General features: G+C 50.5%; 24 protein-coding genes. 13 read left to right on the top strand and 11 right to left on the bottom strand.

Annotated elements, in window-relative coordinates:
- Positions 1–3 precede the first annotated feature (3 nt).
- From ACJJI8_RS01400 to ACJJI8_RS01380, 5 genes are all read left to right on the top strand, one after another.
- The gene (locus ACJJI8_RS01400) at positions 4–432 is read left to right on the top strand and encodes a CsgE family curli-type amyloid fiber assembly protein (RefSeq protein WP_444934026.1); all 429 of its coding nucleotides are present in this window, start codon (positions 4–6) and stop codon (positions 430–432) included.
- Positions 432–833 (top strand): curli assembly protein CsgF, encoded by a 402-nt coding sequence (locus tag ACJJI8_RS01395; protein ID WP_444934025.1) that lies wholly within the window; start codon positions 432–434, stop codon positions 831–833. Before ACJJI8_RS01400 ends, ACJJI8_RS01395 begins: the two co-directional genes overlap by 1 nt.
- A 41-nt stretch (positions 834–874) precedes the next feature.
- Positions 875–1720, top strand: coding sequence for a CsgG/HfaB family protein (locus ACJJI8_RS01390; RefSeq protein WP_444918059.1), 846 nt, complete (start codon positions 875–877; stop codon positions 1718–1720).
- A gap of 306 nt (positions 1721–2026) precedes the next feature.
- On the top strand, positions 2027–2512 hold the full coding sequence (locus ACJJI8_RS01385) for a hypothetical protein (RefSeq protein WP_413665886.1): 486 nt from the start codon (positions 2027–2029) through the stop codon (positions 2510–2512).
- A 54-nt stretch (positions 2513–2566) separates the two neighbouring features.
- Positions 2567–3745: a hypothetical protein gene (locus tag ACJJI8_RS01380; protein WP_444907429.1), complete on the top strand. Its 1179-nt coding sequence runs from the start codon at positions 2567–2569 to the stop codon at positions 3743–3745.
- A gap of 91 nt (positions 3746–3836) precedes the next feature.
- On the opposite strand, the gene holA is transcribed toward ACJJI8_RS01380, so the two are convergent.
- The 3 genes from holA to leuS form a co-directional block, all read right to left on the bottom strand.
- Positions 3837–4841 carry a DNA polymerase III subunit delta gene (holA, locus tag ACJJI8_RS01375; protein WP_444907430.1) on the bottom strand — a complete coding sequence of 335 codons (1005 nt, stop codon included), beginning with the start codon at positions 4839–4841 and terminating at the stop codon, positions 3837–3839.
- Positions 4842–4854: 13 nt separating this feature from the next.
- Positions 4855–5379: an LPS-assembly lipoprotein LptE gene (locus ACJJI8_RS01370; protein ID WP_444907431.1), complete on the bottom strand. Its 525-nt coding sequence runs from the start codon at positions 5377–5379 to the stop codon at positions 4855–4857.
- A gap of 85 nt (positions 5380–5464) precedes the next feature.
- A complete protein-coding gene (gene leuS / locus ACJJI8_RS01365) occupies positions 5465–8062 on the bottom strand; it encodes a leucine--tRNA ligase (RefSeq protein WP_444934024.1) in 2598 nt (865 codons plus the stop codon).
- Between the two features lie 161 nt (positions 8063–8223).
- On the opposite strand from leuS, the gene ACJJI8_RS01360 reads away from it, so the two are divergent.
- The 3 genes from ACJJI8_RS01360 (at position 8224) to ACJJI8_RS01350 (ending at position 10038) form a co-directional block, all read left to right on the top strand.
- Positions 8224–8673 (top strand): zinc ribbon-containing protein, encoded by a 450-nt coding sequence (locus ACJJI8_RS01360; RefSeq protein ID WP_108734284.1) that lies wholly within the window; start codon positions 8224–8226, stop codon positions 8671–8673.
- Positions 8670–9452, top strand: a complete 783-nt coding sequence (locus tag ACJJI8_RS01355; RefSeq protein ID WP_444934023.1) for a YdcF family protein — start codon at positions 8670–8672, stop codon at positions 9450–9452. The genes ACJJI8_RS01360 and ACJJI8_RS01355 overlap by 4 nt, the downstream gene beginning before the upstream one ends.
- Positions 9453–9624: 172 nt before the next feature.
- Positions 9625–10038, top strand: coding sequence for a hypothetical protein (locus ACJJI8_RS01350; protein ID WP_413663111.1), 414 nt, complete (start codon positions 9625–9627; stop codon positions 10036–10038).
- Positions 10039–10048: 10 nt separating this feature from the next.
- Here the strand turns inward: ACJJI8_RS01350 and ACJJI8_RS01345 are convergent, their stop codons facing one another.
- The 6 genes from ACJJI8_RS01345 to miaB all read right to left on the bottom strand — a co-directional run bounded on the left by ACJJI8_RS01345 (position 10049) and on the right by miaB (position 16779).
- Positions 10049–10966: a TIGR01777 family oxidoreductase gene (locus ACJJI8_RS01345; RefSeq protein ID WP_444907434.1), complete on the bottom strand. Its 918-nt coding sequence runs from the start codon at positions 10964–10966 to the stop codon at positions 10049–10051.
- A 114-nt stretch (positions 10967–11080) separates the two neighbouring features.
- Positions 11081–12646, bottom strand: coding sequence for an apolipoprotein N-acyltransferase (lnt, locus tag ACJJI8_RS01340; RefSeq protein ID WP_444934022.1), 1566 nt, complete (start codon positions 12644–12646; stop codon positions 11081–11083).
- Positions 12647–12706: 60 nt separating this feature from the next.
- Positions 12707–13603, bottom strand: coding sequence for a CorC family transporter (locus ACJJI8_RS01335; RefSeq protein WP_413663108.1), 897 nt, complete (start codon positions 13601–13603; stop codon positions 12707–12709).
- 71 nt (positions 13604–13674) lie between these two features.
- A complete protein-coding gene (gene ybeY / locus ACJJI8_RS01330) occupies positions 13675–14145 on the bottom strand; it encodes an rRNA maturation RNase YbeY (RefSeq protein WP_444934021.1) in 471 nt (156 codons plus the stop codon).
- A 16-nt stretch (positions 14146–14161) separates the two neighbouring features.
- Positions 14162–15217, bottom strand: coding sequence for a PhoH family protein (locus tag ACJJI8_RS01325; RefSeq protein WP_444934020.1), 1056 nt, complete (start codon positions 15215–15217; stop codon positions 14162–14164).
- Positions 15218–15411: 194 nt separating this feature from the next.
- Entirely contained in the window at positions 15412–16779 is a 1368-nt protein-coding gene (gene miaB / locus ACJJI8_RS01320) for a tRNA (N6-isopentenyl adenosine(37)-C2)-methylthiotransferase MiaB (protein ID WP_444934019.1), read from the bottom strand.
- A 180-nt stretch (positions 16780–16959) separates the two neighbouring features.
- Between miaB and ACJJI8_RS01315 the strand changes: the two genes are divergently transcribed.
- The 3 genes from ACJJI8_RS01315 to olsF all read left to right on the top strand — a co-directional run bounded on the left by ACJJI8_RS01315 (position 16960) and on the right by olsF (position 20065).
- On the top strand, positions 16960–17292 hold the full coding sequence (locus ACJJI8_RS01315) for a DUF1820 family protein (protein WP_444934018.1): 333 nt from the start codon (positions 16960–16962) through the stop codon (positions 17290–17292).
- A 311-nt stretch (positions 17293–17603) separates the two neighbouring features.
- A complete protein-coding gene (locus ACJJI8_RS01310; RefSeq protein WP_444896292.1) occupies positions 17604–18395 on the top strand; it encodes a UDP-2,3-diacylglucosamine diphosphatase in 792 nt (263 codons plus the stop codon).
- Positions 18392–20065 (top strand): bifunctional ornithine lipid synthase OlsF, encoded by a 1674-nt coding sequence (olsF, locus tag ACJJI8_RS01305; protein WP_444907436.1) that lies wholly within the window; start codon positions 18392–18394, stop codon positions 20063–20065. The genes ACJJI8_RS01310 and olsF overlap by 4 nt, the downstream gene beginning before the upstream one ends.
- Positions 20066–20149: 84 nt before the next feature.
- Here olsF and ACJJI8_RS01300 read toward each other — a convergent pair whose 3' ends face one another.
- On the bottom strand, positions 20150–21424 hold the full coding sequence (locus ACJJI8_RS01300; RefSeq protein WP_444934017.1) for an aspartate aminotransferase type Ic: 1275 nt from the start codon (positions 21422–21424) through the stop codon (positions 20150–20152).
- Positions 21425–21615: 191 nt separating this feature from the next.
- Positions 21616–22482 (bottom strand): DUF6279 family lipoprotein, encoded by an 867-nt coding sequence (locus ACJJI8_RS01295; protein ID WP_444934016.1) that lies wholly within the window; start codon positions 22480–22482, stop codon positions 21616–21618.
- Positions 22483–22744: 262 nt separating this feature from the next.
- Between ACJJI8_RS01295 and nagB-II the strand changes: the two genes are divergently transcribed.
- Complete coding sequence (nagB-II, locus tag ACJJI8_RS01290) at positions 22745–23743, top strand: glucosamine-6-phosphate deaminase NagB-II (RefSeq protein WP_413663100.1); 999 nt, start codon at positions 22745–22747, stop codon at positions 23741–23743.
- A gap of 32 nt (positions 23744–23775) precedes the next feature.
- On the top strand, positions 23776–24906 hold the full coding sequence (nagA, locus tag ACJJI8_RS01285; protein WP_444934015.1) for an N-acetylglucosamine-6-phosphate deacetylase: 1131 nt from the start codon (positions 23776–23778) through the stop codon (positions 24904–24906).
- Positions 24907–24917: the final 11 nt, after the last annotated feature.

The following is a 24917-nucleotide window of genomic DNA, read 5'->3' as shown; positions in this document are numbered from 1 at the left end:
ATTATGAAATCAATATTTTTGTGCGCAACTGTGTTAACAGTTGCGCTTTCGTGTATCGTTCACAAAAGTCACGCTCAAGAAACAAGTGATCAAAGCTCTGAGGAATCCCTGCTTACTGGATTGGTAATTGATAATACGGTAAGCGGTATAGGTCATGAGTTCGCTAGATCGCTATCAATTTATATAACAACTAATTTGACAGGATTCGACTACAACCTGACCGTGCATGAAAGGCCTTCGGCAAGGTGGGGCAGTGTTGTTTGGGTAACCTTTGATAGCAAGCAAGTCTTTAAAACTGTCATTTATCCTGGGCGGAGAAAGTTCGGTGCAATTGTCGAGCAGGCTGCTTCGCAAATAAATAATAATGTGAGGCAGCAACGGTTGCAGGATCTTTTATCTCAAAATGTTGATTTGGCGGGGGATGAAATATAATGAAATTTTTATTCACAACGGCTTTTTTATTGTTATCTGGCTCGGTGTTTGCAACAGAACTGGTGTACACGCCTGTGAATCCATCGTTTGGGGGCAATCCTCTTAATGGTAATTATTTACTGAATAATGCTAGTGCACAGAACAGTAAAAAAGATCCTGATGCTAAGGATTCGCCGTACTCTGACTCTTCTTCCCTGGATAGATTTACTGACACGTTAGAATCTCGTTTGCTCTCACAGCTACTAACAGATGTGGGAAATGGTAATGACGGTACTTTGGTAACTGATGACTATATCGTAAATATTGTTGATATTGATGGTGAATTGACGATCACCATTACCGATGCTGTTACGGGTGAGATATCTGAAATTGTAGTTGTAGGTCTTAATCCAAGCAACTAATAAAATTATATTTGCAAGCTTAGGTTTTGTGGGGTGGTGCGATGTTATCGAGAATATTTATTCTAATTATTATTTTTAGCATTAGTGGGTGTAGTTCTGTTAAGGAGGCGTTGTTCGGCCCTGGACAGCAAAAGGCAACTTTGACGGATAGAATGAGCACCTATTCTGACTTAGTCAGTTTGCCTGCTCCTAGAGGGAAAATAGTTGCAGCAGTGTACGGTTTTAGTGATCAAACTGGACAATATCGGCCAGCGCCCTCCAGCTCATTCTCGACCGCAGTGACTCAAGGGGCTGCAGCTATGCTGGTTCAGGTTCTAAATGAATCTGGATGGTTTGTGACTCTTGAGCGGGAGGGTTTACAAAACCTCTTAACCGAAAGAAAAATAATTAGAGCTGCACTGAAAGAACAGGACAATCCTGCCAGTCCTGTATTCGATCTGCCTTCTCTTATGTCAGCCAATATTATGTTGGAGGGTGGGATAGTCGGTTACGATACAAACATCAAAACAGGGGGTGCGGGGGCACGTTACTTCGGTATCGGTATTTCTGAACAATATCGTGTAGATGAGGTTACTGTAAACCTGCGTGCGGTAGATGTCCGAAGTGGACGAGTTCTAAGTAGTGTTTTAACGAGCAAGAAAATCTTGTCGAGGCAAGTTCAAGGCGATGTTTACACTTTTGTGGAATATAAGCGCTTACTTGAAATAGAGGCTGGGATGACCACGAACGATCCAGCTCAATTATGTGTTCTTTCTGCGATAGAGTCGGCGGTAATTCATCTTATATCCCAGGGAGTTAATGCTAATTTGTGGGCATTGGAAGATAATAGCCAATACCCTATGTCTGTCCTCAGTGAATATTCTGCGACACCAGTAAAAATATTATAAATCTTTAGCGGATATTAAATTTTATTGGCATGTTCATTTAGATGTATATGTAATTTAGCGAAATGGAATTTTATTAAATTATATCTATGTATTTTCATGTTTGTGTGTGTAATTTGGTGGAATTGAACTGTTTTATTTTTTGTGTGTTTTGATTTAAATCACTACCTTAATACAAAAGTTTTACGTTCTTCTTATTCTTTCCGGTTAAATGTAATCTTTCTTCTGATTTAAGATATATTTTTTTTTACCTATAGTGTCCATGTTGTTTCTTATAGTTGTTAACCGTTCTTATTGGAGAGGTGGTTGGTGATTGCTACAGCTAAACGAGTAACGGCAATTTTATTTCTGTTTCTGGTTTTACCGCTTTCGGTGTGCTGGGCTTCTGATTTAGATGACCACAATGAATTGTCTGCGGGGCAGGGTGCTCTGGATCTTCTTTTGTTAAGAAAAGATTCAATTACGGGTAACTTGGCCCAGGTTTCACAAGTAGGTGATTACAACCTTGCTGAAGTTACCCAGTCTGGTCTTTACAACCAGGCTGTCCTGATCCAGGAGGGTGGCTCCAATGCAGCGTTGGTGCAACAAACAGGCGATTCTAATTATGCTGCGATATCGCAGTCAGGAGCCTACAACCAAGCTACAGCGATACAGAATGGCGTAGATAATGTGGCTTTAATTAGCCAGGTTGGTTACGGAAATTCTGCAAACATTATTCAAAATGGTGATGGATTGTTTGGTTATGTCGCGCAGTTCGGTGACGACCATGCGGTGCAACTGGTGCAGTACGATTAAGGCATTGCACTATTTTACTTGTATTTATAATTTTATTCTGAGGGAGATTGATAAATGAAAAAGATTACACTTGCTGCTGCTATTGCTTTGATTGCTGGCGCAGGTCAGGCTGTAGCTGATAATAACTACGGTGATCAGGTTCAGCTCGGCGAAAATAACTCTGCAAATGTATCCCAAGTATATGAGGCTAACAATAATGCTGCCTATCAGTGGCAGGAGGGTAATGATAACGTAGCTGTTGCAGCTCAGGATTATGCTGATGATAACTACATTGATCAGACCCAACTCGGTGACCGTAATGCTGCTTACACCAGTCAGTCCAGCCAAATGGGCAGTGAAGCTTTGACCTACCAGGATGGGGAAGGTAACAATGGAACTATCCACCAGTGGACCGGTTCCTACAATAGTGCCTACGCTGCGCAGTTTGGTAGTGAAAATATGATTCATTTGGATCAGTATACCGACTCTAACTTTAACTATGCCGACATGTATCAAGACGGCAGCGACAACATGGGCGTTCTGCAACAGGAAGGTGACGGTAACTACTTCGTCAGCACCCAGGTTGGAGACAATAACGGTGTTTGGAACAGCACCTGGTACTCCTCATTTGATGGTTTTGTTGGTGGTCAGGTAGGTGACTTCAACGTAGGTACTGTTTTTCAGTCAGGTGCTGAGAACACTGCAAACCTGATGCAGAGTGGTGATATTAACCTGCTCGACCTGTCTCAATCCGGCCTCAGCAACACTGCGACTATCCTGCAGCAAGGTGATGCTAACGCTGCTTTCGGTTACCAATCCGGTGTTAACAACGTTGCCAATATCACCCAGAATGAGACCAATAACTTTGGTGCTATGGCTCAATTTGGCAATGACAATACCGCTAACCTTGTACAAACCGGTGACATGAATAGTGCTGACTTTGGTCAGTATGGCGATGCTAACCTGGCAAATATTGATCAGACAGGCAACAGCAACTACGCCTATGGTTACAGTGCTGGTGTTGCAAATATCGTAGATATTGATCAAGCGGGTGAGTTGAACCTGGCAGAAGTTCACCAAGACTTTGGCGGCGATAACCTGATTACTGTGGCCCAAACTGGCTACGAGCATTCCGCTCACGTTGGACAGGGTGGCTATGAAAATGTTGCCACTGTTAGCCAGAACAGTGCATATAATATGGCTAGCATTGAGCAGGTTGGTGCAAGCAACGTTGCCACCATCACTCAGAACTGATTCTGAAGAGTTTCAGGTATGAAGAAACCGCCCTATTGGGCGGTTTTTTTATATAAAGGTAGAAGCTAATCCTTATCTAAGAGCAGATTGACTAAATGGTTCTCTGCCCGCAAAAATTGAGAGTCAGCTCTAATAGCCCTGTCCATGGAGATTGCTGCCCACTACCACCTTTAATAGAGCTATCTATAGCTCGAGCGCGAATTAATAAGCTTTCCAGTTGCTTCTTATTAAGTCTGTGTAGGGCTCCTTGGACCAATGGCTGTCGCTTTTGCAGCCGAACCAATCTCGCTAGAGGTTGGCCTTGATCCAGTTTTTCCATAATGTCGAGAAGAGTGCGAATTTCTCTTGCTATTGCCCAAAGTACAATGGGTGGTTCAATACCTTCGACCCTCAATCCGTCGAGTGTTTTGACTGCTTTGGCTGAGTTGCCAGAGAGTGCTGTGTCAATTAGGTCAAAAACACTGTAACGGGCGGAGCTGGTGACACTATGCTCCATCATTTCCCGGGTGATTTCTTGCCGGGGGCTGGAAAGCTTAAGTTTTTCTATCTCCTGGCTTGCGGCAAGCAAGTTACCCTCTACTCTTTCTGCCAGGATTTGTACTGCTTCTGGTTCGGCTGAGAGGCCTGCAGATGCAAGGCGCTGGTTGATCCAGCGGGGCATTTCCTGAATCGTCACAGGCCATACCTGAACCAGTACTCCTGATTGTTCTAGGACTTTGACCCATTTGCTGTTGAGTTGCGATTTATCAAGTTTCGGTAATACCAGTAAAAGCAAAAGATCTTCACTCGCCATTGAAGCAAACTCTTGCAGGGCTTTACTGCCCTTATCCCCGGGTTTACCTCCGGGTAAACGCAGCTCGACAAGTTTTTTTTCTGCGAAAAGAGACATATTTCCGGCTGAAGCAACCAGCGTGTTCCAGTCAAAATTATGCTCTGCGTGAATAAGTTCTCGCTCGGTGAAACCGTGCTTTTTCGCTGTTGAGCGGACTAAATCGCAGCACTCTTGTACTATTAAGGGCTCATCACCAGTGATAATAAAAATTGGCGATAGGCCCTTTTTTAGATTTTGCGATAATTGATGGGGGTTAACGCGCATTAATAAAACTAACCTAGTAGCTCTTTTCTTCTAATGAAGCATTCACATCGATACGCCGTAAGCGATCGATAATGCGCCCAATAAGCTCCCGCTGCATCTCCGCGCGCAAGGTATTTTCCTCTTCACTTTTACTGACAATTTCATCGACATCCCACTCCAAGGTGCGGTAAACATCTGCCTGTGCTTTATTTAGGAGGACTTGGCCTGAAGCTGTGCGTACGCTATAGATTGCACTGGTAATTAATTCGTATTCAGATGCTCGCCCTTCAGAGTCTACAGCTACGGTTAGTTTTCTCTCGGTTTCCTGGTGAATGATGAGTGTATAGTCAGCTTCTGCAGGTGATTCCGCCATAGGCACACCCGCATTATTGAGCAGTCGAGTTAATTGATCTGCGATATCACTGCGAGGGTCTACTGTGGATATATAGAGTGTACTACCGGGAGGAAAATTCTTAGGGGCGCCTCTTAGATGCCAGCCGCAACCGGCAATAGTGATAGCGAGAAGAAAAATAAAGGCTCGATTTGCGATTGTTTTCATAAACTACTTGCCATGGTCTTGTCGGCTACAGCGAGCTGACTTAAGTGAGCCGGGAGTGAAACTCCCGGCATCATATTGCGGGTCTTTACTTGGCGACAATATTAACCAGCTTGCCAGGTACGACAATTACTTTGCGCACCGTAGCTTCACCGATAAATTTCTGAACGTTCTCATCGGCGAGGGCGAGTTTTTCCAGGCTCTCTTTGTCTGCATCAGCAGGCGCATCCAGTTTTGCGCGTACCTTGCCATTGACCTGGACGACCAAAGTAATCGAGGTGCGCACCAGTGCTTTTTCATCTGCCATTGGCCAAGGAGAATCGATTAGGGCACTGGTATTCCCTAGCACCTGCCACAGTTGGTGACAGATATGAGGAGTAACCGGAGCCAACAGCAAGACGGCGGTCTGTAGGGCTTCTCTCTCTACAGCCAGTCCTTGATCACTGTTGCGATCTGCCAGCTTGCCGACTTCATTGAGCAATTCCATTACTGCTGCGATAGCGGTATTAAAGGTCTGGCGGCGGCCATAGTCATCCCCCACTTTTTGGATGGTCTCGTGGGTTTTGCGGCGCAGCTGCTGTTGCTTGTCATTGAGGGACTGCTGGTCGATCTGTGCTTCACTGGAGCCCGCTGCAATATGGGCGTGAACGGTCTTCCAGAGTTTGCGCAGGAAGCGGCTGGCACCTTCCACACCGGCATCGTGCCACTCCAGAGTCTGCTCCGGAGGGGCGGCAAACATGGTGAACAGGCGAACGGTATCGGCACCGTACTCCTCAACCGCAGCGTGAGGGTCTATGCCATTGTTCTTGGACTTGGACATCTTTACCACGCCGCCGGCAATAATCTCTTCGCCGGTGGCTCGCTCAATCGCTTTGGTCGGCTTGCCCTTGTCATCGCGCTCGACGTCCACATCGGCGGGGTTGATCCAGGTCTTGTGGCCGTGTTCTTCCTTGTAGAAGGATTCGGCTAACACCATGCCCTGACACAGCAGCTTCTTGAAGGGTTCATCGCTATTGACCAGGCCCTCATCCCGCATCAGCTTGTGGAAGAAGCGCGCGTAGAGAAGGTGCAAGATGGCATGTTCAATACCGCCGACATACTGGTCCACTGGCAGCCAGTAGTTGGCGCGGTCCGGGTCCAGCATGCCCTCTTCAAAATCGGGACAGGTATAACGGGCGTAGTACCAGCTGGACTCCATAAAGGTGTCGAAGGTATCGGTTTCACGTTCTACGGGAGTGCCGTTGAGTTCGTCTTTACGCCATTCGGGGTCGGCTTTAATAGGTGATTGAACGCCGTCGAGCTCGACATCTTCCGGCAACAGGATCGGCAGCTTGTCTGCGGGTACTGGTATTTCTCCGCCGTCGGCCAGGTTGAACATGGGGATGGGCGCACCCCAGTAGCGCTGGCGGGAGACACCCCAGTCGCGCAGGCGATAGTTGATCTTAACCCGACCCTTACCTGCAGCAATCAGCGCTTCGGAGATCGCAGTAAAGGCGCCATCAAAATCCAGGCCGTCAAAACTGCCGGAATTCACCAGTTTGCCTTTCTCCGTATAGGCCTCTTTCTCCAAGTTGATGGACTCGCCGTCGGCAGCCTCGATAACCTGGATAACGGGCAGCTGGTATTTTTGCGCAAATTCCCAATCGCGCTGGTCGTGTGCCGGTACTGCCATCACCGCGCCTGAGCCGTAATCCATCAGAACATAGTTAGCCACCCATACGGAGACTTCTTCACCACTGATGGGGTGAATCGCCTTGAGCCCGGTATCCATGCCTTTCTTGTCCATCGTGGCCATATCGGCTTCGGATAGGGACTGCTTTTTGCACTCGGCGATAAAAGTTTTGAGTTCGGGGTTGGACTCGGCAAGTTCCAGAGCGATGGGGTGCTCGGCGGCGAGGGAAACATAGGTAACGCCCATCAGTGTATCCGGACGGGTGGTATACACATCGAAGTGGTCCATGCCCGCAATAGGCTTGGGCAGGGCAAAGCTCAGCTCTACTCCCCGGCTCTTGCCGATCCAGTTGCGCTGCATGGTGCGCACCTGCTCGGGCCACTCGGGCAGTTTGTCCAGGTCTTCGAGCAGCTCTTCGGCATAATCGGTGATCTTGATAAACCACTGGGCCAGCTCGCGGCGCTCAACGGTAGTGCCACAGCGCCAGCAGGCGCCATCTTCTACCTGCTCATTGGCCAGTACTGTCTGGTCGTGGGGGCACCAGTTCACTGCAGAGTTTTTCTTGTAGACCAGGCCTTTTTCGTAGAGGCGGGTGAAGAACCACTGCTCCCAGCGATAGTAGGAGGGTTGGCAGGTGGCCAGTTCGCGGGACCAGTCAAAGCCAAAACCCAGAGCCTTGAGCTGGCCTTTCATGTACTCGATATTGGCATAGGTCCATTTGGCTGGAGCGGTCTTGTTCTGGATGGCCGCATTCTCTGCCGGCAGACCGAAAGCATCCCAGCCCATCGGGTGCAACACGTTTCTGCCCTGCATGCGCTGATAGCGAGTAATTACATCGGTAATGGTGTAATTGCGCACATGCCCCATGTGTAGCTTGCCGCTGGGGTAGGGGAACATGGATAGGCAGTAGAACTTTTCCCTGCCGGCGTCTTCCTTTACTTCAAAGCTCTTCTCGGCCTCCCAGAATTCCTGGGCGGAAGCTTCGACTGCGGAGGGGTTGTACTGCTCTTCCATCGATTCGGGACCTATACTCTGTGATCAAAATTTGCGGGAAACTGTTCAGTGCTTATTGGGGGATGTGAACGCTTGTCAATCGGTAAAGATTGATCGCGATCAAGTTTCGCTCCCAGTGCATCTTTTACGATGCGTAAACGCGGGATTATAGGAGGGATACCGTGACGAAGGAACCAAAGTTGCCGCCGAAGGACGATCTGATTAATGAGTTTCGCGAAGACTTTGAAGATTTGGTCGAAGGTGAGCTGGCTGTTGAGAATCTCACCGCCAATAAGATGGCATTTTTGCGGGCTTGGCTGAAAGATGACCTGCATCGGGCTGCTGACTATATCCGGGGACTAGGTGGGGAATTGAAGACCCTGGAGGAGCGCAGCGGTGATTGGCTGCTGGATGCGGCGGACCCCACAGAAACCGCCTGGCCAAACTTAATGCGATGCATCAAAGAGGGCAAGCCCTGGGCTTTGGCCGGCGAGTTTGTAGGGCCGGATGAGGAGTTGCAGTGTTTGGGCTGTGGATACCGAGCTATGCCACCGGCAAATACCCAGATCACTCCCTGCCACCGGTGTGGTTATGGATGCTTTCGCCAGATTGAGGGTGGTCTCGAGTATTGAATGGGTTCTATACGGCGGCGGCCACGCTTCTGATGCCTCCAGCAGCCCCATTGTTGGGGCTGCTGGTTGCATTCCTTTTGCGATTCTCTTCATCAGGGTCCCTGCTTGAGAGATGTTCTCTACCCTTGGCTGTGATTTCCTTTTGTGTGCTTTGGTTAGGGGCGACCCCGGCATTCTCATCCTGGCTTGGGGATCGATTGGGCAAGGTACCTTATCAACCCCATATAAGGCCTGAGGCCGTTGTGATCCTTGGTGCAGGGCGTTATCGCGACAGGTATTCGAATAGGGAGAGACTCTCTGCGGCGAGTCTTGAAAGAGTTGCCGGTGCTGTCGAGCAAGCACCAGAAAAGTTACCGATTCTGGTATCTGGCGGTCGGGTTCACAGCGGAGAGCGGCTGTCAGAGTCTGATTTAATGGCTGCGTTGTTGGAGGAGGAGTTTTCCACTCCGGTCACTTGGCGTGAAGATTGCAGTCGTACTACTGCAGAGAATGCAGTAAATAGTGCTGATATTTTGCACAGAGCTAATGTGAGGTCGGTTTTTTTGGCCACTCACTGGTGGCATATGCCTCGCGCAGCGGAAATTTTTTCCCGCGCTGGCTTAGAGGTACAACCCCTGCCGGTTGGGAGTGCCGGAGAATTGATGCCCCGCGCTCAAACAGGTGTGGGGCGCTGGCTGCCTAATGCTGTCTCCCAGCTAAGGACCCAGGTCTACTGGCGGGAAATACTGGCACGGATCTGGTATCGGTGGAGTTCGCTACCGTCCATCAGAAAATGTTGAGGATGGATAAGGAACTTTTTGATAAATGTAATCTCAGAGGCCTACAGGATTTGAGGGATCAGGCGTCGAGCCCAAATGTTTGAGAGCTCTTGATTGCTAGTTGTACCGGGCTTAGGATGACTGGCGCCACAGGACATACCCATTGATTATCTTTTTATATGGAGTAGCGGCTGTGGATAAGAAACATAACAATAATCGAGATAACCTTATGATGAAGGGCATCCCACTTTCTTTCTCTCCGATACAGTTACATAACCGGTTAAACCGGGCTGTTTGGATTGGCTTCAAGCGGGTTGAGCAAGATGGCCGCACACTGGTTTTTCTGTGTGCTGGTGGCGATAGCGGCGCCCAACTCAGTAAAAATTTTGAGACCTTTGCCGGGCAGATTGTTCGGGAGTTCGGTTTTGCTCCCGCCGAAGTGGAGTTTATCGAGCTGCGTTCAAAAGCCGAGGAGTCCCATTGGTATCGCTGGCATGCCCAATGGGTGGGTTCTGCGCCAATGGAGTGCCATGGCGACCTGGTGACCAGTGAATCTAGCCGACGCTACTTAGCCCAGGCACTCGAAAGCGATATGGCCGCCGCTTAAATTCATTTGTTCAGGCGCTGGCTTTAGTGGCAGCGCCGTCACCCTTGAGCAGGTCTGAGAGGGCCTGCTCCAGAGTTGGAAATTGGAAGGTATAGCCGGTTTCCAATGCTGTACAGGGCTCGACCCTATCACTGGCTAGCAGTAATTCATCAGCCATCTCTCCAAAAGCTATCTTTAAAGCCCAGGCCGGTGAGCGTAAAAACGCCGGGCGATGCAGCTCTTTGGCCAGGATCCGGGCAAAGCTGTTGTTGGTTACAGGTTCTGGTGCACTTCCGTTAAATGGACGGCAAAGTTGATTGTCGATGGCGTGTAATATCAGCCCGACTTCGTCTTCTTCGTGAATCCAGCTCATCCAGTGCTCGCCCGAGCCCATGGGGCCGCCAAGCCCGAGCCGAAATGGTGGCAGCATTTGGGGAAGGGCGCCACCGCGCATGGAGAGAACGATAGCTGTGCGGATAATGCCTACCTTAACGCCAGAGTGCTGCAGCGGGAGCGTGGCGGCCTCCCAGTCCCGACACAGCTGTGCGGCAAAGCCCCCCCCTGGAGCGCTGTCTTCTTTCAGTAACTCCCCTCCGCGATTGCCGTAATAGCCGATTGCGGAGCCGGACAAGAAGTAGGATGGCTTGTCTCTTTGGCCCAGGGTCCAGCGAACCAGCTTCTCTGTTGTGTCCAGGCGTGAACCGCGAATTTCAGTGCGATATTTTTCTGTCCAGCGACGGGAGATGGGGGCCCCGGCAAGGTTCACAATAACATCTACGGGCTGGTTTACCTCTGCGGGATCGCGGCAGGCGTTGGCTGATTCGCCACATAAGTTTCGAACCCTGTCCGGATGTCGGCTTAATACCGTAATAGTATGGCCTCGCTCCAGCCAGCGCCGACAAAAGAGTCTGCCTATAAGCCCGGTGCCACCGCTAATCAAGCAATGCATGGGGAATCACCTTGCCTTATATTCGCTAGAAAATTGAATGGAGCATAGCAGTGATATTCAGTGGCGGTAGCTTACCGATGGCCACCCCGGCAGGGAGTGGCCAGAGGGCTTGTTTTAATCGGGTAGCTCGCCACTGAGAGGGGAGTTGGATTGGGGTTCCACCCTACGGCGTAAAAACAGGGCCAGGGCCAGCATTGGGAGCGCCAAGGCAAATACCAATGAGATGCCGGCTAGCATAAACGGAGTGGCGCCACTCATCGCTCTGATATCCCCGGTCATATTCGCGCGCTCGAATTGGGGGAGTTTTTTAATAATCCTCCCCTTGGGGTCCACAATTGCCGTCACACCAGTATTTGTCCCTCTCACCAGGTAGCGACCAGTTTCCAAAGCGCGCATCTGCGCCATTTGCATATGTTGTAAGGGGCCAATAGAGGTCCCGAACCATGCATCATTGCTAATGGTCAGCAAAACCTGGGAAGACAGTGCTGAGTCGGCAACCAGCCTGGGATAGACAACCTCATAGCAGATAAGCGGCGCCCAGCTTGCACCAGCAGCATTGAGCGGCGATTGTTCGTCCGGGCCTGAGCGGATAAAGGAAGTGGGGAGATTAAAAAACTCGATAGTGCCCCGAATAAAATCCTCCAGAGGTACATACTCACCAAAGGGGACCAGGTGGCGCTTGTGATACACGCTGGGGCTCTGGCCAAAAACTGCGGCGGAGTTGTGAATACTCCGCCCCTCCTGTGTCGAACCCCGGGTGTCATAGAGAATACCGGTGATCAAATCGATGTTGGTAGTCTCAGCATTGCGTTGCAGCGCCTGCATAAGGTTGGGGGCTTGCCCGTAGAGCATGGGCAGGGCGGCTTCGGGCCAGATAATAACGTCTACATCCTGATCGCTAAGGGCGCGAGTGCCCTCCTGGTAGCGACTGATAGTTTCCCCGCGAAACTCTGGCAACCACTTCTTTTCCTGAGGAATATTAGCCTGCACCAGCCCAACGCTGATAAGAGGACCTTTTGCGGAGGTCCACTCCACTTGGGAGAGGGCAGCTCCTATTGGCCAGGGGGCCAGTGCCGCAGTGAGTAGAATGATATGGCTGTGACGCTTGAGCGGGGATAGGCGGCCGCTGACAACCAGGGCCAGCACTGCGCCGGTAAATGCCAATAGCAGGCCTATGCCGTAGACACTCAACATCGGCGCCCAGCCCGCTAGCCAGGTTTCCGTATGGCCATAGCCGGCGAAGAGCCAGGGGAAACCGGTAAAGGCCCAGCTGCGCAGCCATTCACTGATAAACCACAGTGCGGCAAAAGCCAGGGCGAAGCTGAATTTATTATCTGTGAAGCGGCCCAGAATGTAGAAGGGCGCGGCTAACAGCAGCGCCATAATAACGACGAAGCTTCCGGTGAGGGCTAGTCCTAATGGCACCGATGAGTTGCCAAAACTTGTAATCGAAACGTAGACCCAGGAAGCCCCGCTGGCGAAGAGGCCCAATCCATAGCAGAGGGCGAGCCAGAAGCTTTTGCGGCCCGGTAGCACCTGCCCTTTGGCTGCGGAGAGCAGAATCCAGGCGAATAGTGTCAGGGACAGCAGGCCGCATACCCAATAGTTAAATGGGGCAAATGAAAGTGTCATCAACCCGCCAGCTACAACGCTGGCGAGAGGAGAAAATAATCTACGCATAAAGTTGTTGTCAGGATACCCCGTTCTCTAAGGGTATCAGTGTGTTAAAGCTTGTAGTGCTCAGCTGTCTTCTTCTGGCGGTTTGCGCATATGGGCAACCCGCAAAAGGTGTATCTGGCGGCTGTCTGCATAGAGTACCCGGAACATAAAGTCACCCAGTCGGGTGACTTCGTCGCGGCCTGGCAAATGGCCGAATGACTGCATAATAAGACCGCCGACAGTGTCGAATTCTTCATCACTAAAGGCGCTCTCGAAAAATTCATTGAACTCCTCAATGGGAGTCAGAGCTTTAACGATAAAATCGTTTTCCCCAACTTTACGGATATAACTATCCGCTTCTTCCTCGTCGGTCTCGTCTTCGATTTCACCGACAATTTCCTCGAGAATATCTTCGATAGTCACAACACCGGATACACCGCCGTATTCGTCTATCACGACCGCCATATGGTAGCGGTTCTCACGGAACTCGCGCAGCAGGATATTGAGGCGCTTGCTCTCGGGAATAATATTGGCTGGGCGGATCAGGTCTTCGAGCTGAAATCCGTCGAAACCTTTCAACAGGAGAGGGAGCAGGTCTTTGGCGAGCAATATCCCGCGTATATCATCAACACTTTCGCCGACGACAGGGAATCGGGAGTGCCCCGAATCAATAATTTTGGGGAGGAACTCTTCCGGCTTATCGTGAAGGCCTACCACAACCATTTGCGAGCGTGGAATCATAATCTCGCGGACTTGCTGGCTGGAAACGTCCAGTGCGCCTTCGATAATAGAGAGCGCTTCAGCATCTACCAGCTGATTTTCAGCGGCGTCCTTAATGATGTCCAATAATTCGTCGCGAGACTTGGGTTCAGCTGAAAAGGCGCTGAACAGCTTTTCCAGCCAACTTTTTTCACTCGCGCGGGATTTGCTCGCTGAGTGACTACTTGGGGGCTCGTCTGTGGTCATGGAAGTGGCCATGCTCCGGGGTTCTCTCGTTTGTAGATAAAATTCAGTAGCAGTTTGCCATTACTTCGGTGGTACAGCGGCTATCATCCCACTTCATCCAGTGGGGCGTAGGGGTCTGCAATGCCGAGGTTGGCGAGCAACTTCGTTTCCAGGCTTTCCATAACCTGAGCGTCTGCATCTTCGATATGGTCATAACCTAGAAGGTGCAGTGTGCCATGGACCACCATATGTGCCCAGTGCGCCGATAGTGATTTGCTCTGTTGCTCCGCTTCCAGTTCAACTACTGGGGCACAGATCACAAGATCTCCAAGCATTGGGAGATCCAGCTCCGCAGGGAAATCGGTAGGGAAGGATAAAACATTAGTGGGTTTATCCTTGCCTCGGTACTGGTGATTAAGTTCCTGGCTCTCACTTTCGTCCACGATTCGCACCGACAGTTCCGCTTCGTTGCGGTGGCCGGTCAAAGCCTTGGATGCCCAGTTGCTGATAGCCTCATCGGAAGGGATGTCGTGGCAGCGGCTGACCCGCTGCACATCGATTGTTAAATCAGTCATAACTCAGGTGCGGACTCTAAGCGGCATTCTCATCGGCTTTATTGGAAATTCGATCTGCTGAGGCCATTTCCAGCTCAGCTTCATGAATATCGTAGGCCTCCACAATGCGCTGCACGAGGGGGTGGCGAACCACATCCTTGGCTCCAAAGTGGGTAAAGCTGATTCCATTAACTCGCCCCAGTACTCCAACAGCATGGCGCAAACCGGAAGCTTGGCCACGGGGCAGGTCGACCTGGCTGGGGTCACCGGTAATTACGGCGGTGGAGCCAAAGCCAATCCGCGTGAGGAACATTTTCATCTGCTCGCGGGTGGTATTTTGGCTCTCATCGAGAATAACAAAGGCATTGTTCAGGGTGCGCCCGCGCATATAGGCAAGGGGAGCCACTTCGATAACGTTGCGCTCGATCAGCTTGCCAACAGTTTCAAAACCGAGCATTTCGTAGAGGGCGTCGTAGAGTGGGCGGAGGTAAGGGTCTACCTTTTGGCTCAAGTCACCGGGCAGGAAGCCCAATTTCTCGCCGGCTTCAACGGCGGGGCGGACCAGGAGGATTCGCTCAACTTCATCCTTGAGCAGAGACTCCACAGCACAGGCTACCGCCAGATAAGTTTTACCGGTACCGGCGGGTCCGATACCGAAATTGATATCATTGGTCTGCACAGCGCGAACGTATTTACGCTGATTGAGCCCTCTGGGGCGTACCGAGCACTTCTTAGTGCGAATCAGTACTACTTGGTCAGCTTCGTTGGAATCACCGCTACCATCTTGGCCGGTGAGTTCTTCAACTCCCGCTTGCTGCAGAGCCAGGTGAATCTCATCTGGAGTGAGATAGTCCTTAGTACCGGTTTCCTTATAGAGCCTACTGAGTAGTTCGCCAGCGGCACGCGCCGATTTGGCATCGCCGAAAAATGAAAACTGGTTGCCGCGATTTCGAATTTCGATATCCAGGCGCTGTTCTATTTGGCGTAGGTGTTGGTCGAACTGACCGCAGAGATTGGCGAGACGGCGTGCGTCGTTGGGCTCGAGAGTGATGCTGTGAGCGAGGGTTTGTGTTTCCAAATTGGTTTCCGGCACCTTTAATCCAGGGGTTATATTGCTAGGGTATACCCATTTTCCCTAAAGGGGAAAGAGGTGATTCCTACAAATAGGTTCTAACTTTACCTGATTTTAATTACGGGGCGTAATTTGGGGGGTAAGTTGAGCCTAATTTGGCGGCAGGATGTGCTTTCGAAGTACATCTTGCCGCTATTTGAGGTAATCACAAAGTCTTAGAACAGATCTTCTTCCAGCTCAGATGTGACTAAAATACCGCGCAGGGAGTTTGGCAGGGCCTCTTCAATCACAACATCGGCAAATTTGCCGATCAGGGCGAGGTCGTCCGCACGGAAGTTGACTACCCGGTTGTTCTCGGTGCGGCCTTGCAGCTGTCCGGGGTCCTTTTTGGAAACGCCGGTTACCAGTACACGCTCGGTGTTGCCAACCATGCGGCGGGCAATAGCTGCAGCCTGCTGGTTAATCCGCGCTTGCAGCAGCTGTAGGCGCTGCTTTTTCACCTCTTCCGGGGTGTCATCGGCCAAGTCGGCAGCCGGGGTGCCTGGGCGGGGGGAGTATATAAAGCTGAAGGAGATATCGAAGCCCACGTCCTGGATCAGGTTCATGGTCGCTTCAAAGTCCCTGTCAGTTTCGCCGGGGAAGCCGATAATAAAGTCTGAAGACAGGCAGATATCCGGGCGAATTTTCTTCAAGCGGCGGATCTTGGATTTGTATTCCAGGGCGGTGTGGCCGCGTTTCATTGCCATCAGAATGCGGTCGGAGCCACTTTGTACGGGCAGATGAAGGTGACTAACCAGTTCTGGCACCTGTCCGTAGACATCGATCAGCGCATCGGAGAACTCTACCGGGTGAGAGGTCGTATAGCGGATACGGTCGATTCCATCAATCGCTGCCACATAAGTGATCAGCTCGGCGAAATCCACTTCGTGGCCATCTTCTCCAGTAGCGCGGTAGGCGTTTACGTTTTGCCCAAGCAGGTTCACCTCGCGGACACCCTGGTCTGCCAGGTGGGCGATCTCTTCGAGTACATCGGCCACAGGGCGGCTGACTTCTTCGCCACGGGTGTAGGGAACCACGCAGAAAGTGCAGTACTTGGAGCAGCCCTCCATAATAGAGACAAATGCGGTGGCGCCGTCGGCCTCTGGCTGGGGCAGGCGATCAAACTTCTCGATCTCCGGGAAGCTCACATCGACGATAACTGCGCCGCTTTTTTGCTCTTTGGTCTCCATCATCTCCGGCAGGCGATGCAAGGTCTGGGGACCAAAGATCAAGTCTACATGGGGTGCGCGCTTGGCAATCGCCTCGCCTTCCTGACTGGCTACACAGCCGCCAACACCAATCACCAGGTCGGGATTTTTTTCCTTCAGGTGCTTCCAACGGCCCAGCTGGTGGAACAGCTTTTCCTGGGCTTTCTCGCGGATAGAACAGGTGTTGACCAATAGTACATCCGCCTCGTCGGGATCGTCGGTAGGTACCATGTCGTGGGACTCGCCGAGCAGATCGCGCATCCTCGCGGAATCGTACTCATTCATTTGGCAGCCGTGGGTCTTAATATATAGCTTTTTCACCGATGTTTCGGACATATCGCGCCTGGTTAAAAACTGGTCAACAATTAGGGTGGGGCATTATAGCGATACGACCCGGCACTGCATAGATGGCTATATTAGCTGTTGCGAACCTGTGCTATTCTTGCGCGCTTTTTCGGGCTTTGCCCGTTCTTTGATCAATTTGAGCTTCGGGGTCATCCCCATCCTGAGAGACTTATGGCCAACCCGATTTATAAAGTTATTTTCCACAATCAAAACCAAGTGTACGAACTCTACGCTCGGGCCATCTATCAAAGTGATATGTACGGCTTTATCGAGGTGGAGGAGTTTGTATTTGGGGAAAAGGCTCAGCTTGTGGTCGATCCCAGTGAGGAAAAGCTGAAAACCGAATTTGCTTCGGTAACCCGTTCCTATATTCCGACGCACAGCATCGTGCGTATCGATGAAGTGGAAAAAGAGGGCACCGGCAAGATTGTTGAAGTAAAGGGTGACAAAGTTGCCAAGTTTCCTTTTGCTCCGCCTATCCGTCATCCCCAGGACACAGAGTAAGCTTTATTTTTACTCTGAATCAGGCCGGGCTCTATGCCCGGTTTTTAGCGCCAAAATCATCCGCTGCACCTTTTTTTCCTCTGCAATATAAGCTTCAATAAAAATCCTCCTGACTGTCATCAAATCGCTGCAAAGTGGTTGCGCTGACGATCAACGACGTTCTGTATTTAGTTGATCTCAATTTGCTAGCAAGAGAGCAAATACGGATTTATCGATTTTTCTCAAGTTAGCTCAAGCGACGACCTACATTTTTGCCGCGTATCTGCCCTGATTTTTATGGGTTGATAACTGGTACAGACTGGAACTTTGCTATGAGCAATCGCTATCGCGCACTGTGGATTTCCGATGTCCATTTGGGCAGCAGAGACAGTGAGCCCCATCGACTTGCAGATTTTCTGGCTCAGAATCGCGCCGATACGGTCTATCTGGTTGGGGATATTTTTGATATGCAGGCACTCGCTCAAGGACGAGGTACATGGTGCCAGGCCTCTTCGCTGCTACTGGAAATGCTTTCCGAATTAAGTAGCCTGACGCCTGAAGTCATTTATATTCCTGGAAACCACGACGCTCCAATGCGCAGCTGGGCCGGAAAGCGGCTCGGCAATATCCGAATTGAAAAAGACTATATCCACACCGCTTCCAATGGGCGCCGCTTTTGGGTGACCCACGGCGATCAGTTTGAACACCGAATTAAAATAAATCCAATCAGTTACCATATCGGCGATCGCAGTTATTACCTGATGTTGCGCTTTAATCGCTGGATCAATTATTGGCGCAATCGATTTAATAAGCCTTGGTGGTCGCTGGCCAGCCAGATAAAAAATCGTGTGGGTGCCGCTCGACAAATGATGAGTGATTTTGAGGATGTCGCCACCCGTGAAGCGATATCGCGGGGATTTGATGGTGTTATTTGTGGCCATATCCATAGGCCTGCCCTTAGAAATAAAACAGTGTGTGGGGATGCTGTGACCTATGCGAATTGTGGTGATTGGGTCGACTCTATGAGTGCGGTTGTAGAACAACAAGATGGCAATTTAGATCTTTTACATTGGTATCGGACTCCAAAAATTGCCAGCATAATGACAGAGGTGGTTGCGGCATGATTCATCTTGAGACTCTTTTGCAGAAAAACGCCTGGTACAGCGCGGCACCACAAAAAACCACGCGAAAATTGGTTTCTGCCACAGTAAAGAAAATCTGTTGTGAGGAGCAGCTACAGGAATTTACCAGCAGTTACCCCCACCTTGGCGGCCTGGATTTTATTCGCCAGGTATTCGATGACTTGAATTTTCGCTACGAATTAAATCCATCAGAGTTGGCTCGGGTTCCCACTAGTGGGCCGCTGGTGATTGTGTCTAATCACCCCTTAGGAAGCCTGGATGGTCTCGCTCTGATCGATATGGTGGCGCGGGTACGGAAAGATGTTCGAGCTGTCGCAAGCCAATTATTATGGAACATAAAATCCCTGCGCCCCTGTTTATTGCCCGTAGATAACTTTAATGGGCGTACCCGTCGAGCCGATATTGAAGGTATCTATAGCCATTTAGGTGACGGGGGAGCGATTATCATTTTCCCGGCGGGCGAAGTATCCAGGCTCACCCCCCATGGGGTTCGGGATGGACGCTGGAATTCAGGCTTTGCCCGTTTTGCGGAAAAAACCAATGCGCCGATATTGCCGGTGCAGGTTTTAGGGAGGAATTCCTGGTGGTTCTATGGCCTCTCCATGTTGAACAAGCCCCTCTCGACTTTATGGTTGATCAGGGAGATGTTTAAACAGGCCAGCCGCAGTATCGATATTCGTATAGGACGTCCCTTGGAAGCGGAACACTTTCGTAGCTGGCCGCTAACACCCCGCGCCAAGGCTGCTCTGTGGCGTAAACATGTCTACCAGTTACATCGTTCGCCCGCCCCTCTGGGGCCGGAATTAATTGTTGAAGCTGAGCCAAAAGTCGATGTAGCGCGAGTGGTTGAGTCCTGTGTATCACTCTCTGAACTGGGTAATTTTTCTGTGCGTTTATATCGGCAGAAAGCAGATTGCCCCGTCATGCGGGAATTGGCCAGAGTGAGGGAGATTGCCTTTCGCTCAGTGGGGGAGGGGACCGGCCAGAGTCGGGATTGGGATGCGTTTGATGCTCATTACGACCATCTATTGTTGTGGGATGCAGAAAATCGACAGATTGCAGGAGCTTACCGCATAGCAGCGACCGAGGCGCTCTCGGATGATCAGATATACAGCAGTACGCTATTTAATTACCCGCAGCCTCCTCGGCAGTGCCTGCCAGATTCTGCTGAGCTAGGGCGTAGCTTCCTACTGCCGGAATATTGGAGAGGGCGCGGGTTGGACCTGCTCTGGTGTGCTATTGGACAGTGGGTATTGCGCAATAAGGTACGCTACCTATTTGGCCCAGTGTCTATGCCCGGTACATTTTCCGTGAGAGCGAAGTCCGTTATTGTGCGCTATTTTTCCCATTATTTTGCTCCTGAAAACTCCTTGGGGGATGCTCGACTGCCATTTCCGGAAGCACAATCTGAACTGCCTGAATTACTTGGGGATTCGGTGTCAGATATGCGTCAATTGAAGCATATTTTGCGTGAGGAGGGCGTTATGCTACCTCCCCTATTTAAAAAGTATGCCTCTGTTACTAAAACGGGAGGGACCAGTTTCCACGCCTTTAATATTGACCCGGATTTTTGCGATGCTGTGGATGGGCTGGTCGTTGTTGATTTATCAAAAGTGGACGAGAAGTTTGCTAAACGTTATTTATCCAGCTGACTTAGAAGCGGCTCTTTATGAAAAAGGCAGCGTAAAGCTGCCTTTTTTGATGATTCAGGAAATCTCACCTGACATTTTGGATGGTTAAATTTTGCCAAGCTTTTTACGTAGACTCACCAGTTTGACACAGAGGACGAAAACAGACATTGCGGTATCCAGTTCTTCCAGCGGTGGGAAACTGGGTGCAATACGAATATTGCTGTCCTCAGGGTCCTTACCATAAGGGAAGGTAGCGCCGGCAGGTGTTAATTTTACTCCGGCATCCGCAGCCATTTTAACCACTGCTTTTGCGCAACCGGGAAGGGTATTAAAGGAAACAAAATAACCCCCTTCAGGTTTTTCCCAAGTACCCATATCTGCATCGGTGAGGGCATTATGTAAATGCTCCAGAACACACTCGAACTTCGGGCGAAGAATATCTGCATGTTTATGCATGTGTTCTGTCAGACTGGTGTGTTCGGTAAAAAATCTCGAGTGACGCAATTGGTTGACTTTGTCAGGACCAATGGTCATTGCCTGCATTTGGCCTTTGAGGGAATCGAGATTTGCCTGGCTGGCGCTCACAAACGCAACGCCTGCGCCAGCGAGGGTGACTTTTGAAGTTGAGGCAAACTGTATTACGGAGTCTGCAGTATCATTTTCCAGGGTTGCTGTGCGAATATTTGGCAGATTTACATAGTTGCCAATGTCGTGCACCGAATAGGCATTGTCCCAAAATATCCGGAAGCTAGCGCCGGCAAATTGTCCCAACTGTGCCAATCTTTCTACAGTTTCCTTGCTGTAAGTGGCTCCTGTTGGATTTGAAAACTTGGGCACACACCAGATACCAACAATCTCTGCGTCTTCACGCACGAGCTTTTCCACAAGCTCCATGTCGGGCCCCTGCTCTCCCATCGGCACGTTAATCATCTCGATACCCAGCTGCTCACAGATCGTAAAATGGCGGTCATAGCCGGGAACAGGGCAGAGAAATTTGGGAGCTTTTAATTCGCGCCAGGGGGTAGTGCCCGCAAAGCCGAACAGGTAACCGGTGACTAGGGCGTGATACATCAGTGTGAGAGAGCTGTTGCCTCCGGCAATCACTTCGCTGACCGGCACTTGAAGCATTTCGGCTCCTAGCTCCCTTGCGCAGGTCAGACCGATGAGGCCACCGTAGTTGCGAGTGTCGGTACCGTCTGCCGCTCGATAGTCACCGGAGAGGATTCCATCAAGTTTATCGGAAAGTTTTAATTGCTCCGCCGAGGGCTTTCCACGTGTGATATCCAGGCTTAACTCGTGTTGACAGATCTTGTTGTAGTGGGTGCTTAATTCTTTTTCCCACTCGATCAATTGTTCCTGTGTGGCGGATTCGATATGCACTTGAATTCCCCTGGCTGGTAATGTGAGTTGGCGAGCTTATCAGCCTTAGGTCGCTTTCGTCAGCAGGAAATCACACATGATTATTAGTTTCTCTTGAATCTATTGGGTGGAATTTATCCTGAACACGCTAGCTTTTTGAGGTGTCATGTCGTTCATTAGTTCGGCGGTGGTGTTGGGGGCTGGGCATCTGATTATTGGCTGGCTAGAGAGCGGAAGTCCTGGGCATAGTCGCGCAGAGTTTTGCTTAGGTGACGACGTTGTGTGGGGCTGGTACTGGACAGAATTTGTTCTCCCAGTTCGCGAGCTTGGGTTTTGCGCTGCTCTTGCGCCTTGCGATATTCGTCGGACCAAAGTTGGTCAGGCTTTTCCAGTAGGCCGCGCAACTGTTGTTGGTATCCATCAGGCTTCTCTCGGAGAAGCTCAATGGCATGTTGCTGCCAAATCATATGTTGTTCGTTACGTAAAACAGGGTTGTACTCTACCTGCTTTACCCAGGCTGCGATCAGCTGCTTTTGTTGCTCGGTTAAACTTCCCAGCCATCGCCTGCTCTCCCGGCGAATTTGCCGGTCGCGGTGTCGTTGTATTTTCCACGGCGAGCGCTGCCATTTTTCCAGTGTTTTCTGCTGCTTTTTGGCCAGGTTGTGTTGCAGGCGATCAATCTGTTGTGGTGTTAACTGCGCCACAATAGGAAGCATTAAGTTGAAGGCGTTGTTACTGGCGCTTTCGATGAAGTGGTACACCTCTTTTTCAACTGGGGCCAGCTGAGGATTCTCAAGTTGGCCTTGATCTACTTTATCTGCCAGTTGGCTCAGGAAATCGGCATATTTTGGTAGCTGTGTTTGGCGGTGCCAGTGAAAGAAGCTGTTTAGAGCCCCTTGAAACTCCAGCTCTTGCTGGGAATTTAAGTCGACATAGTCACGAAGCTTCCAGCGAATCCAATAGTCAATGTTGTTATAGACGAATTGAATGCTGGAGCAGCTGCTAAGTAAGCTCGCAACTACAAGGAGAATGATTAAACGCCATTTTTGTGTGGTGCAACTGCCCGGGGTTTGGGGCATTGATCCTTCCTGTAGATATGATCGGCAGCGACTGATAGGGGTGCCTTAAGCATAGATTAAAAAGGTATACCCAATTCCAGTTTTGTTGTGACAGTCATGGGGTTTCGGGTTGGCGAGCTAGTGGACGTTTGAAAACAAAGCAGGACGATTAATGGCGTCAATTAACCGAGGTGAACTACTGCTGGGCATAGACTGATTGATGGAGCTCGGTATTAATATGAGAACTGGGTTCATATTTTGAGTGAGTCAGGTAGGAAGTATTATGGTTACCACGGTCATGGAGGCTGAGGCTCGTGAGGCGCCGGATAGGATTGCTGAACAGCTGCATTCCAATGCCAATATAATGTCTCATCTGGGAGAGCGGCTGCGCCAGAAGCCTCCTCGTTTTGTGATGATTGTGGGGAGGGGTTCTTCTGATCATGCGGGCGTCTTTGCCAAGTATCTGATAGAGATTGAAACTGGTACCCCTACTTTTGCTGCCGCACCGTCGGTCTCCAGTGTTTATGGTCGCAAATTAAAGCTCGATGAGGCCCTGGTTATCGTCATTTCCCAGTCTGGGAGAAGCCCAGATATTCTGACCCAGGCCCGCATGGCGAGAGAGCAGGGGGCTTATACAGTCGCTTTGCTTAACGATGAAGATGCGCCGATTAAAGATGTGGTTGACCTGGTAATTCCCTTAAAGGCTGGTCCGGAAAAGGCGGTTGCAGCTACGAAAAGTTATCTGGCGACCCTATCTGCGATACTGCAGATGGTCGCCAATTGGACGCAGGATCCCGCTCTTTGTAATGCTCTGGAAAAGTTGCCGGAAACTTTGAGATCTGCGGTGCGGGCAGAAATTCAATTGCGTCCGGAAAACCTGGCCTCGGTGCAAAATCTGGTAGTTTTGGGGCGGGGTCCCGGTTATGGGATTACCCGGGAACTGGCGCTGAAGTTAAAAGAAGTCTGCAATATCCATGCGGAGTCCTATTCCAGTGCGGAATTTTTGCACGGCCCCGTTACGCTGGTGGAAGGGAAATTGACAGTGGTGAATGTTCCAATCGAGGATGAGTCATTCCCCACACACAGCCAACAGATCGATGAAATTCGACGGCGTGGGGCGGCTCTGATTAATTTGCATGTGCCGAGTAAGGGGGTTCACCCGAGGGTGGCTCCACTGGCGCTGTTGCAGCGTTTTTATATCGATGTGGCCCACGTGGCGGTAAGTCGGGGGATTAATCCCGATGAGCCGGCGGGTTTAAAGAAAGTTACTCAGACAGTCTGAATAAAACAGAAAATAGTATTTGGGAGGGGGAAGTGGGGGTTATCCTGATTGCTGAAAAGCTATTTGATGGCGAGCGCATACTTGCAGATGTTGCTATCACCATTGGAGATAGCGGACTGATTTCCGCAGTGGGTGGGGGTGTGAGTTCCGATGCTGAGCGCTTACCGGGTTTGTTGGTGCCGGGCTTTATTGATATCCAGGTCAATGGTGGTGGTGGTGTACTGTTTAATCAGGAGCCCTCAGTTAATGCGCTTCAGAAAATAAGCGAAGCCCATAGTCAGTTTGGTACCAGTGCTTTCCTGCCCACCTTGATTACGGATAGCTTTCCAGTGATGCAGCAGGCAGCTGATGCGGTAAGTGGGGCCTTGTCCAGCGGTGTTCCGGGTGTGATTGGAGTACATTTTGAGGGGCCGCATTTAAGTGAGGCCAAAAAGGGTACCCATGAAGGAGGGTTTATCCGCTCTTTGAGTCATGAGGAACTCTCCCTCTACGCCCGGGAAGACCTGGGAATCCGCTTGGTCACTCTGGCGCCAGAGTGTGTATCGGTATCCGATATCCGAAAGTTGGTTTCCCTGGGGGTTCATGTTTGTCTCGGCCATTCGAATGCGAGTGCTGAAGTTGTTGAAGCTGCGTTGGATGCTGGTGCGACAGGATTTACCCACTTATACAATGCAATGTCCCCGCTTCATTCGCGTGAGCCGGGTATGGTGGGGGCAGCCCTGATCCGGGATGATGCCTGGTGTGGATTAATTGCCGATGGCCACCACGTCAGTACCGGCGCTATGGCGTTAGCTTTGAAAGCAAAACCTCGCGGTAAGTTGTTACTGGTAACCGATGCAATGTCGCTAGTGGGCAGTGATGCCACCAGTTTTCCCCTATTTGATCGAGTGGTTACACGGGAAGGGGATAAACTGACCTCCAGTACCGGAGAATTAGCGGGTTCTCACTTGGATATGATCGGCGCGGTTAAAAATATCCGCGACTGGTGTGGGATTGAATTGCCGGAAGCACTGCGCATGGCAAGTTTGTATCCGGCGCAGTTCCTTGGTCTGGGAGCAGGTGTAATCACTGAAGGGGCCCGAGCGGATATGGTTTTATTAGGTGAGGATCTGCAAGTGAATAGGACCTGGAGCCTGGGGCGTGAAATTTATCGACGGAATTAACTTTCCAGATC

The organism is Microbulbifer maximicatervae (SeqCode) (assembly GCF_052467695.1).
This window is presented reverse-complemented; position numbering and strand designations above follow the sequence as displayed.